The sequence below is a fragment of the Nocardia wallacei genome, assembly GCF_029868745.1.
Classification (GTDB): Bacteria; Actinomycetota; Actinomycetes; order Mycobacteriales; family Mycobacteriaceae; genus Nocardia; species Nocardia wallacei_B.
In genome coordinates this window covers 1-10,405 of sequence record NZ_JARWOP010000042.1, presented here as the reverse complement: position 1 = coordinate 10,405, position 10,405 = coordinate 1, and the positions used below count along the sequence as shown (strand labels likewise).

At 69.9% G+C, this 10,405-nt stretch carries 10 protein-coding genes and 1 pseudogene; 4 read left to right on the top strand and 7 right to left on the bottom strand.

The window, feature by feature from the left end; genetic code table 11:
* Positions 1-513: pseudogene (locus QH470_RS02040) on the bottom strand (hypothetical protein); the annotation flags it as partial.
* A 408-nt stretch (positions 514-921) separates the two neighbouring features.
* On the opposite strand from QH470_RS02040, the gene serC reads away from it, so the two are divergent.
* The 3 genes from serC to QH470_RS02025 all read left to right on the top strand — a co-directional run bounded on the left by serC (position 922) and on the right by QH470_RS02025 (position 4,721).
* Positions 922-2,049, top strand: coding sequence for a phosphoserine transaminase (gene serC / locus QH470_RS02035; protein ID WP_280270512.1), 1,128 nt, complete (start codon positions 922-924; stop codon positions 2,047-2,049).
* 171 nt (positions 2,050-2,220) lie between these two features.
* A complete protein-coding gene (gene sepH, locus QH470_RS02030; RefSeq protein WP_280270511.1) occupies positions 2,221-3,375 on the top strand; it encodes a septation protein SepH in 1,155 nt (384 codons plus the stop codon).
* 611 nt (positions 3,376-3,986) lie between these two features.
* Positions 3,987-4,721 carry a DUF6928 family protein gene (locus QH470_RS02025; protein WP_280270510.1) on the top strand — a complete coding sequence of 245 codons (735 nt, stop codon included), beginning with the start codon at positions 3,987-3,989 and terminating at the stop codon, positions 4,719-4,721.
* Between the two features lie 8 nt (positions 4,722-4,729).
* On the opposite strand, the gene QH470_RS02020 is transcribed toward QH470_RS02025, so the two are convergent.
* Complete coding sequence (locus tag QH470_RS02020; protein WP_280270509.1) at positions 4,730-5,026, bottom strand: DUF2537 domain-containing protein; 297 nt, start codon at positions 5,024-5,026, stop codon at positions 4,730-4,732.
* Positions 5,023-5,826 (bottom strand): TrmH family RNA methyltransferase, encoded by an 804-nt coding sequence (locus QH470_RS02015; protein ID WP_280270508.1) that lies wholly within the window; start codon positions 5,824-5,826, stop codon positions 5,023-5,025. Before QH470_RS02015 ends, QH470_RS02020 begins: the two co-directional genes overlap by 4 nt.
* A gap of 145 nt (positions 5,827-5,971) precedes the next feature.
* Here QH470_RS02015 and QH470_RS02010 point away from each other — a divergent pair, with 145 nt between their 5' ends.
* Positions 5,972-6,331, top strand: a complete 360-nt coding sequence (locus tag QH470_RS02010; RefSeq protein ID WP_280270507.1) for an FKBP-type peptidyl-prolyl cis-trans isomerase — start codon at positions 5,972-5,974, stop codon at positions 6,329-6,331.
* Positions 6,332-6,340: 9 nt separating this feature from the next.
* On the opposite strand, the gene QH470_RS02005 is transcribed toward QH470_RS02010, so the two are convergent.
* From QH470_RS02005 to QH470_RS01990, 4 genes are all read right to left on the bottom strand, one after another.
* A complete protein-coding gene (locus QH470_RS02005; RefSeq protein WP_280270506.1) occupies positions 6,341-7,510 on the bottom strand; it encodes a YhgE/Pip domain-containing protein in 1,170 nt (389 codons plus the stop codon).
* Positions 7,511-7,589: 79 nt separating this feature from the next.
* Positions 7,590-8,942: a sensor histidine kinase gene (locus QH470_RS02000; RefSeq protein ID WP_280270505.1), complete on the bottom strand. Its 1,353-nt coding sequence runs from the start codon at positions 8,940-8,942 to the stop codon at positions 7,590-7,592.
* Positions 8,939-9,649, bottom strand: a complete 711-nt coding sequence (locus tag QH470_RS01995) for a response regulator transcription factor (protein ID WP_280270504.1) — start codon at positions 9,647-9,649, stop codon at positions 8,939-8,941. Before QH470_RS01995 ends, QH470_RS02000 begins: the two co-directional genes overlap by 4 nt.
* Positions 9,650-9,970: 321 nt before the next feature.
* The gene (locus QH470_RS01990; RefSeq protein WP_280270503.1) at positions 9,971-10,357 is read right to left on the bottom strand and encodes a hemophore-related protein; all 387 of its coding nucleotides are present in this window, start codon (positions 10,355-10,357) and stop codon (positions 9,971-9,973) included.
* Positions 10,358-10,405: the final 48 nt, after the last annotated feature.

Below are 10,405 nucleotides of genomic sequence, written 5' to 3'. Positions count from 1 at the left end.
CCCCCGGGCGCGGCGCCGCCGCCCCCCCCCCCCCCCCCCCCCGGCGGCCGCGCCCCCCCCCCCCCCCCCCCCCCCCCCCCCCCCCCCCCCCGGGGGCCCCCCGCCCCCCCCCCCCCCCCCCCCCCCGGGAGCGGCGGCGAGCACCGTGGCGTCGGCGCGGCGACCGTTGGCGAGGATCTTGGAGATGCTCACCCGGGTCGCCTCCGCCGGGCTCGGCACGTACAGCAGCACGCGGTCGCGGTCGCCCGGGTCGACTCGGCAGCCGACGACGTCGCCGGGCCGCATCAGTTCCAGGTCCGCCTCGGACACTCGCTGACGCACCCGGGTCTCGTAGGGCTGCTGCCCCTCCGCCTGCACCCGAACCCAGAAGCGGTGTCCCGGTTCGGTGCGCCGGGGCCGCACCCCGAGCACGGTCGCCGTGCCCGGGATCCCGCGAACCGCCAGCTCCCGCCGCGCCGCGGGCGACAGCGCGCCGTTACCGACGAATCCGTGTGACTCCAAGCGAATCGACAACCACCGCAACACCACACCGACCCGCCGCCGCCCCGACCCGCCCCGCCGCCCATGCCCACCGCCGGCAGGCCGACACACCTCGCCCGCCCCCTCGGCCCCACCCGAAAGCGGTTGCCCGCCCGCACCCCCCTGTCCATGCGCCGCCGTACTCATCCGCACACTTCGCTACCGCCGCGCACCGACTCCCGCATCGCTCGCGGTCCATGCCGCTGGTGGCGGGTGGGGTCCGGGGTGGGCAGGGGCGCGGTGCCCGGGGTTTGCTTGCCGCGCTCGGTCATGGGGTTACCGTAGCCGTACTGTGGCCTGCGCCACGGTAATACGGTGGGGTGAATCAGTCCGGTGCGGGCGTCGGGGCGGGCGGTGACCCACCCGCGTTCGGGCCCGGGGTCAGCCTTTAGGCTGGTGGCCATGACCGCTGCGTTCCCGACCATCCCCGACGATCTGAAGCCCGCCGACGGACGGTTCGGCTGCGGCCCGTCGAAAGTCCGCCCCGAGCAGTTGCGCGCCCTGGCCGAGGTCGGCGCCTCGGTGATGGGCACCAGCCACCGTCAGAAGCCGGTCAAGGATGTGGTGGCGCGCGTGCGCTCCGGCCTGCGCGAGCTGTTCTCCCTCCCCGACGGCTACGAGGTGGTGCTCGGCAACGGCGGCACCACCGCGTTCTGGGACGCGGCCGCCTTCGGCCTGATCCGCGAGCGCTCGCTGCACCTCACCTACGGCGAGTTCAGCTCGAAGTTCGCCACGGTGGCGAAGAAGAACCCCTTCATCGGCGATCCGATCGTGATCTCGGCCGATCCCGGTACCGCGCCGGAGCCGGTGTCGGATCCCGCCGCCGACGTCATCGCCTGGGCGCACAACGAGACCTCCACCGGCGTCGCGGTTCCCGTGCAGCGCCCGGCGGGTTCGGAGAACGCGCTGATCGCCATCGACGCCACGTCCGGTGCGGGCGGTCTGCCGGTGCACCTCGCCGACGCCGACGTGTACTACTTCGCCCCGCAGAAGTGCTTCGCCTCCGACGGCGGCCTGTGGATCGCGCTGATGAGCCCCAAGGCGCTGGAACGGGTTGCGGAGATCAAGGATTCGGGCCGCTACACGCCGGAGTTCCTGTCCCTGCCCATCGCCGTCGACAACAGCTCGAAGGACCAGACCTACAACACCCCCGCCCTCGCCACCCTGCTGCTGTTCGCCGACCAGATCGAGTGGATGAACAACAACGGCGGCCTGGACTGGACCGTCAAACGCACCCTGGACTCCTCGTCGCGCCTGTACTCGTGGGCCGAGTCCAGCGAGTACGCCACACCCTTCGTCGCCGATCCCGCCCACCGCTCGCAGGTCGTCGGCACCGTCGACTTCGCGGACTGGGTGGATGCCGCGCAGGTCGCGAAGGTCTTGCGCGCCAACGGCATCGTGGACACCGAGCCCTACCGCAAGCTCGGCCGCAACCAGTTGCGCATCGGCATGTTCCCCGCCATCGACCCGGAAGACGTCTCTCAGCTGACCCGCTGCGTCGACTGGGTGGTGCAGGAGATTTCGAAGTAGACTGTGCGGCGCCGCTGACACCGAATAGTGCAGATTAGCGCGCGTGGAGGGTCTGTTGCCGACTTCCGCGCGCGTGTCTTGCCACATGAACCCCAGAAGTGCACTACTGTTCCAGAACGTGGGCGGTGTCGCGAGCCTGGCTGTGATCGACGCAGCGATAAGGAGGTAACGGTGCGTGAACTTCGAGTGATCGGATTGACGCCCGATTCCGCGCACATCGTGTGTGTCGACACCGAGACCGGCGTGAAGTACCGGCTGCCCGCCGACGAGAAGCTGCGTGCCGCGGCGCGCGGAGACCTTGCCCGATTCGGCCAGATCGAGATCGAAACGGAAGCAACTATGCGTCCTCGCGATATCCAGGCCCGTATCCGTGCCGGGGCCTCCGTGGAACAGGTCACCGAGGAGTCGGGCATGCCGACGTCCCGGGTGGAGCGCTTCGCCTACCCCGTGCTGCTCGAGCGTGCGCGCGCCGCGGAACTGGCGCAGAAGGCGCATCCGGTGCGCAAGGACGGCCCGGCCGTGGAGACCCTCATCGATGTCGTCTCGGCGGCGTTCGCCGAGCGCGGGCACAACATCGACATCGCGGAGTGGGACGCCTGGAAGGACGAGAAGGGCTACTGGGTGGCCCAATTGCAGTGGCAGGCCGGCCGTTCGGTGATCGCCGCGCATTGGCGTTTCCAGCCCGACGCGCACGGCGGTTCGGTGACGCCCCTGGACGACCCGGCCACCGATCTGATCGATCCGGACTTCGGCCGGGCGCTGCGCGGCCTGGCGACCATACTGCCGGAGTCCGCCCCCGAGGCGGCGCCGGTGGAGCCCGCCGCGCCGAGCACTCGGGAGCCTGCGGCGCTGAACTCCCATGAGCCCGCCCGCGCCGCCGCGGAGGAGCCCGCGCCCGCGCCGCATACCTCGCCGGAGCCCGCCCAGATCACTGCCGGGGAAAGCGAGCCCGAGTACTTCGAGCAGCGTGCCGCGGTCGGTGGGAGCGCGGTCCCGGTCTCGGCGAAGGGGACGGCCGCACCGGCCCAGCCCGCGCCCAAGAGCGCTCCGGTCACGCCGCCGCCCGCCTCTCCGGGCAGCGTCTCCGCCGCCCCCGCCGCGAATGCTCCTGCGACACCGGCGCCTTCGCCCCCGACGCCGGCCCCGGCGGCCGAGCCCGCCGTGGCGAGCACTCCGGCGGAGCGGTCGCCCGAGGCCGCGCAGTCGACCAAGCAGGGCAACACCAAGCCCGCGGGCCAGAAGCCGTCCCGCTCCAAGCGTGGCGGCAAGGCCCCGATGCCGTCCTGGGAAGACGTACTACTAGGCGTCCGCAGTTCGGGCCACTGAGCCTTCGGCATATCCGCGCGGGCATATCCGCGCGCATGCCCACTTGCCGTGCGCGACTCGTTCACTCGAGTCCGAGTGGATTGTTCGTGCCTCGGCAAACCTCTGACTGTCCGTATGTCGCAAACCCTCGGACTGTCCGTACGTCGCAAACCCTCGGACTGTCCGTATGTCGCAAACCTCTGACTGTCCGTACGTTGCAAGCCTTGGACTGCCCGTATCCCGCAAACCTCGGACTGCCCGTATCCCGCAAACCTCGAATTGCCCGTAGTCGCGAAAATGCCTAAATGCCCGCACGTCGATTGGTTGCTGGCACACAAGCCGATTGCTCGCGGCCGGGCTGATCGCTCGAGTGGAGTTCGCTCTGGCTCGAGTTCGCCATGAGACACGCCGGGGCACGGGCGTTTTGGCACGGTAGGTGATCAGGGCTCTTGACACGCGGAGCGGGAAGCGAAGCGCGGGGTTTTCGGGTGTTGGGGGAGTAGATTTTTCGTATGGCCGCGCGCTGAGTCGGGCGGGCGTCGGGCGAGTCGCAGTGGTGAGGCGACCCGGATATCCGAAGTTTGCTCGCGAGTAGCTAGAGTTACTCGTACGAGAATCGGGAGGTGTCGGAAGTGCCGTCTACAGCTTCGTCCCTCTGGTACGTCGACGACCCCGACCCGGTGTCGGTGCTCCGCGATCATCCCGATCCGGACCCCGAGGCCGCGCTGGCTCTGGCCAAGCAGCTCAACCCGGATCGTGATGTGGTGCCCGCCGCGTCGGGCACGCTGAAGGTGTGGGCCGGGCCGGATCAGGGATCGGTCTACATCGGTTGCTATCCGGGTGTGACGGTCGTGTGCACCGGGCAGGCCGCGCTCGCCCGCCCGACCACGCTGCCCGAATTGCTGGTGCGGCCGCTGGCCTCCGAGCACACCTATCTCGTTTCCTACGACATCCCGCACGGCTGGGGCGCGTTCGCGCATTGGGAGCGCGGCGAATTCCGCCGCGCGTTCAGCGCCACCCGGGTCGACATCCTCGAGGACGAGGGGCTGCCGCTGGTGTGGGAGCGCCCGTTCTGGGCCGGTGAGCATCCCGTGCACCTGCAGCCCGGCGAATTCCCCGACCCGCAGACGCTCCCGTTCGAGCCGCCCGCCTTCGCCGACGAGGCCAATCTGGAGTGGCTCGGATTCCGTTACCGCGGAGCGACTTCCGACGACGCGCTGAAACCCACCGACATCGCCGTCTGCGGTTTCAGCCTGTATCCGAAGGGCCAGGCGCCGCGACCGATCGTGCCCGAGGAACTGAAGATCCGGGAGTCCGACGGAAAGCGCTGGTTCGGCTGGCTGCGCAACCGTGACCGGGTGTCCTAGACCGGGATTCAGGCCGCGGCCGCGGCGACGAGCAGGGCGATCCAGCCGAGCAGCACGCCCGCGCCCACACCGCCGAGCACCCAGCGCGTCACCGGTGTGTTGCGCCAGCGCCACGCGGTCGGGGCCGCGCCGCCGACCGCGATCAGATTCACCGCCACCGCCAGCAGCCAGTGCACATGGGCGAGTGCGTTGCCGAAGGAGTAGACTGCGGCGGCGGTGAGCAGCGCGACCAGGGTCGCCACCGCCAGCCCCGGCGCCCACGGGGTCGGTTCGGGATCGGGCCGGGTGCCGTACGGCTGATTCACGAGGTGCGCACCCTTTCGTAGAAGGCCATCGCGGCGGCGGTCGCCACGTTCAGTGAGTCGGTGCCGGGCGCCATCGGTATGCGCGCACGGATGTCGGCCGCGTCCATCGCCGCGGCCGTCAGTCCCGGTCCCTCGGCGCCGAGCAGCAGCGCCACCCGCTCGCCGGCCATCGCGTCGGCCAGATTCGCCGCGGCCGGGTCGGGCGTCAGGGCGATCAGCCGGAAACCCTGGTCCCGCAACGACTTCAGGCTGTCGGGCCAGTCGGTCAGATACGCGAACGGCACCCGCAGCACATGCCCCATCGACACCCGCACCGCGCGCCGGTACAGCGGGTCGGCGCAGCGGTCGCCGAACAGTATCGCGTCGGCGCCCAGCCCGGCCGCGTTGCGGAAGATCGAACCGATGTTCTCGTGATCGTTGACGCCCTCCAGCACCGCCACCGTGCGCGCGCCGCGCAGCACCCGGTCCACCGCGAGTTCGGCGGGCCGCCGCGCGGCGGCCAGTACGCCCCGGTTCAGATGGAAGCCGACCACCTCGGCCATCACCTCGGCGCTCGCGCGGTAGTACGGCACCGCCACGTCCGCCAGCTCGGCGGCCAGCGCGTCGTATCGGCGGGCCACGCCGAACAGCGCGAACGGCGGAAAACGCGAGGCCAGCATGCGCTGCACCACCACGACGCCCTCCGCGATCACGAGCCCCTTGCCGCCGGGCAGGTCGGGCCGCCGGTCCGCGGAGTTGAGGTCGCGGAACTCGGCGACCCGCGGATCGGCGGGGTCGTCGATGTCGATCACTTCGGCCACGGGCAACCATCTTGCCCGGCACGGCGCGACCCCGCGCCTCCGGTCCGCCCGGGAATGTGACGCGGCTCGTCCTCTCGGCAGGTTTCGACCCGCCCACTATGGTTAACACTGTCTGTCGGCCTATCCATCGAACAGAAGAGGACGCATGACCAAGCCGCAAGTCGAGTTTCAGGAAGGCCCCGCGCCCACGGAGCTGGTGATCAAGGACATCGTCGAAGGCGATGGCGCCGAGGCGGTGGCGGGCGGCACGGTCGAAGTGCACTACGTCGGTGTGGAATACGACACGGGCGAGGAATTCGACTCCTCCTGGAACCGCGGCGAATCCATCACATTCCCGCTGCGCGGCCTGATTCAGGGCTGGCAGGACGGTATCCCGGGCATGAAGGTCGGTGGCCGTCGGGAGCTCATCATCCCGCCGGAACTCGCCTACGGCGCGGAGGGCGCGGGGCACCCGCTGTCGGGTAAGACGCTGGTCTTCATCATCGACCTGCTGAACGCGAGCTGATTCCGCGCGCTAGTTCCGCACGATCTCCACGGGGTCGCTGATATTCGTCGCGATCGCCGACTGCTGATTGCTGCTGCGTGCGGGCAGCGCGTTGAGGGCATTGCCGCTCTGGGTGTTCAGGTTGGCGACGATCTGCTGGAGCTGCTGGACGCCGCCGGTCAGGGCCTGAATCGCGCCGGTCAGCTGCGCGGCGCCCTGATCGGCCAGTTGCGGAACCTGTTTCGCCAGCTCGGCGCCCTGGTTCAGCTGGGTTCCCGCGGCGGACAACCGATTCGCCGCGTCCCGCAGCAGCGTGCTGACAGGTGTGTTCGGGTCCGTGCTGGTGCCGGTGAGCTGGGCGAATCCGGACAGCTGGGTACCGGCCTGGGTGGAAACGCCGCGCAGTGCCTCGAGTTTGCCGATGACGTCGACCAGTTGCGGGTCGTTCGCGAAGGGCAGGGCGCGCAGCAGCGGCAGGACCTGGTCGAGCCCGGTGCTGAGAGTGTTCGCGGTGCCCGAGATCTGGCCGATGGTGACCCCGGTCGCGTCTAGCGCGCCCGCCAGGCTTTCGGCCTGCGTGGTGGCCGCCCCGAGAGTGTCGTTGAGTTGGGTGATGCCCGCGGTCAACTGTCCCGCGCCGTCCTTGGCGGTGTTCAGGAAGCCGAGCATCTCGTCGGCGCCGCCGGTGAACTGGCCCGAGGCGTCGGCGGCCTGCTGCACGCCGGCGCCGAGCAGCTGCGAGGTGAACGCCACCTGCTGCACCGATCCGCGGGCGGCGCCGACCGCGGCCAGCGTCTGATCCATGCCGGCCGCGCTGATCCGCCGGGTGACCTCGTTCACCGCGTCGTTGACCACGTTCGCGTCGGCGTGCGCGTGGGTGTCCACCGTGACCTGCGCGCGATGCGGCTGCGTGGTGGCCAGGGTGGCCAGCGACGAGGACAGATCGCCGGGCAGCGTGATCACCGCGGCGTAGTCGGCGGTGCTCGCCGCGCCGGGCGCGGCGACCGTCCACTCGTGAATTCCGCCCTCCTGCAAGCCTTTCACGATCTTCGCGCCGGTCTGGCCGGTGTCGGAGTTCACGATCGCCACTGCCGTGGGGGCGGTGGCCGACTGGCGTAGCCAGAGCACGCCGCCGGTGGTCGCACCGGCGACCAGCAGCACGGCGACGACCAGGATCCAGCGCGTACGTTTTGCGATCACAGCACCACGGTAGAGGTGCGGGATGGGCCGGGCGTGGCGCTTCTCTGAGGAATCGGTAAGGGATCCGGTAGCTCGCGAATTACTCTGGCGGGCAATCCGTTTCACGGTCCGGCAGCATCAGCACCAAGCGCACCCCCGACATGGTGCCGTCGTCGAAGAACGCCCGCCCGCCGTGCAGCTGCGCCTGCTGGGCGACCAGCGCCAGGCCCAGCCCGGACCCGCCCTTGGCGGCGTGGCTACCCCGGAAGAACCGCTCGAACACCGCGGCGCGTTCGTCCGGCGGAATGCCGCGGCCGTTGTCGTCGACGGAGATCACGATGTAGCCGTCGGCCGTGCGGTGCGCCGACACCAGCGCCTCGGTGGCGCCGCCGTGCCGGGCCGAGTTCGCCAGCGCGTTGTCCACCGCCAGTCGCAGACCGGTGGGCAGGCCGCGGGTCACCAGTTCCCGGTCGGTGTCGATGCGCACGGTCAGCTGCGGGAAATGCCGCATGGCGTCGTGCGCGGCCTGGTCGACCAGATCGCCCACATCGGTTTCCACGTGGTCGCGGTCGTCGGTGAGTTCGCCGGCGGCCAGCCGTTCCAGCGCCGCCAGCGTCGCCTCCACCCGGCCCTGACCGCGCTGCAGGTCGGCGAGGATCTCCGCGCGCTGGTCCGCGTCCAGGTCCAGGGTGCGCAGCACCTCCAGGTCGGTACGCATGGCGGTGAGCGGGGTGCGCAGCTCGTGCGCGGAGACGGCGGCGAAGTCGCGGGCGGTCTCCAGCGCCGCGGCCGTCTCCGCCTGCGCCCGCTGTACCCGGCCGAGCAGCGAATTCACCGCCTCCGCAAGCTTTTCCGCCTCCCGCACGCCGGAACCGCCGACCGGCGCCTCGCTCTGCACCGTGCCGCTGCGCGCGCCCACCTGCCGGGTGAGATCCACGATCGGCCGTACCGCGCGTCCGCCGAACACCCAGCCCAGCCCCGCCGCGGCGGTGACCGCCAGCCCCGCCGCGACCAGCACCCAGCGCCGCTGTTCGGAGGTGGCGTGGTAGGCGTCGGTGAGCGGGATGGCGATCGAGACCGTGCGGCCCTCCGGTTGGTTCTCCGTGGTGGTCAGCACCCGGAACGGGGTGCCGTCGATGTTCAGCGTCTGCGAGCCCGGTTTCAGCGTTGGCAGCCGGACGCTCGTGGAGGCCACCACGTCGCGGTCCTCGCGCACGGTGACCGCCATGTCCTTGTTCGGCGTGACCAGCGAGAGCACCCCCACCGCGATCACCGGCTGCATCAGCACGATGCGCGCGGCGATGGTCAACTCCTGATCGGCCTGCGCCAGGTTGTTGCGTTCCAGCGCGCGCACCGACACCCAGCTCAGCACCGCGGCGATGATGATCGCGCCCAGCGCCGCCGCCCCCGCCACGCGCGTGCGCAGCGAGTAGGAGTGGCGCCGCCGTCTCATTTCGGTGCCCGCAGCACGAACCCGACCCCGCGAATGGTGTGCAGCAGCCGCGGCGTGCCGCCGGTCTCCAGCTTGCGCCGCAGATAGCCGACGAACACGTCCACCACATTGGTGTCCGCGGCGAAGTCGTAACCCCACACCAGTTCCAGCAGCCGCTCCCGGCTCAGCACCACCCCCGCGTTGCGGGCCAGCGTCGACAAGAGTTCGAATTCCCGCTTGGTGAGCTCGATTTCGTCGCCGTGCAGCAGGGCGCGATAACCGGCGACGTCGATTTCCAAGGGGCCCACCGTGATTGCGTCCGGGTTGGTCGGGGTGGTAGCGGTATCGGTGCGGCGGCGCAGCAATGCGCGAATCCGGGCCACGAGTTCGGCGAGTACGAACGGTTTCACCAGGTAGTCGTCGGCGCCGGACTCCAGGCCCGCGATCCGATCACCCACCGAATTGCGCGCCGACAACACACAAATAGGCACCTCGTTACCCATCGCCCGCAGTGCCGTCACCACGCCCGCCCCGTCGAGTACCGGCATATTCATATCGAGCACGATGGCATCAGGGGAGCCGTCGCTCACGCATCGAAGCGCCTCCGCGCCGTCGCGAGCGATCAAGACATCGAATCCCGATAGCCGCAAGCCCCGTTCGACGGACGCCAGCAAATCCTCGTCATCATCGACCAGCAAAACCCTAGGAGTATCACGCTCGCTCGTCACGGTTTCCATTCTGATAGGTCGATCCCCCCACACACGCCAGCCGCGCTACGCGATACCCCACGAACAAAAACACCCCCCCGATCCCCCAAGCGGTGAGATCCCCACCCAACCCACCCCCTCCGCCAAAAACCTCCCCTGTAGCACGCCAACCCCGTAGTTTTTCGGCGCGTCTCGGTTTTCGGGTGCCGCTGCGAAGCGACGAAGGAGCCAGCAGCGGCACCCGAAAACCGAGACCAAGGGCGCCGAAAACACGCCGGAGCGAAGCGGAGGCCAAAAACACAGCCATCACCTCTACCAGCACATCACCCCCCGACCACTACCTCAGTAGTTGTGGCAGGAGTCGGCCACAGCCTGAATAGTCCGCCGCACCGAGTCCGCCCGCGGATCATTCTCCGCCTGCTGAGCCTGCTCCGGGTGCTGCTGCGCGTACTGCTGCAACTCAGCTCGCCGCTGCTCCACCGGCTGATCGAACTTCTCCTGCAACATCGACTTCTGCTCAGGGTTGGCATCCAGCATCGCCGCCAACTGCGGATTCTTGTCGTGCAGCGCCGCGTCCACCTGAGCGAAGCTGCAGTCGGAATTGAGCAGTGGCGCTACCAGTTCGGTCGGGTCGGCGGACGCGGTGCCGGGGATCAGTAGGGCGGCGGCGGTGGCTACACCGCCGACGGTCAGGGCAGCCCCCGGGAATAGCAGACGCAACCAAGACAAGAAGCAACCATTAGGGTCGAGTACACACCCGGGCCCGGCGGGCCGAGC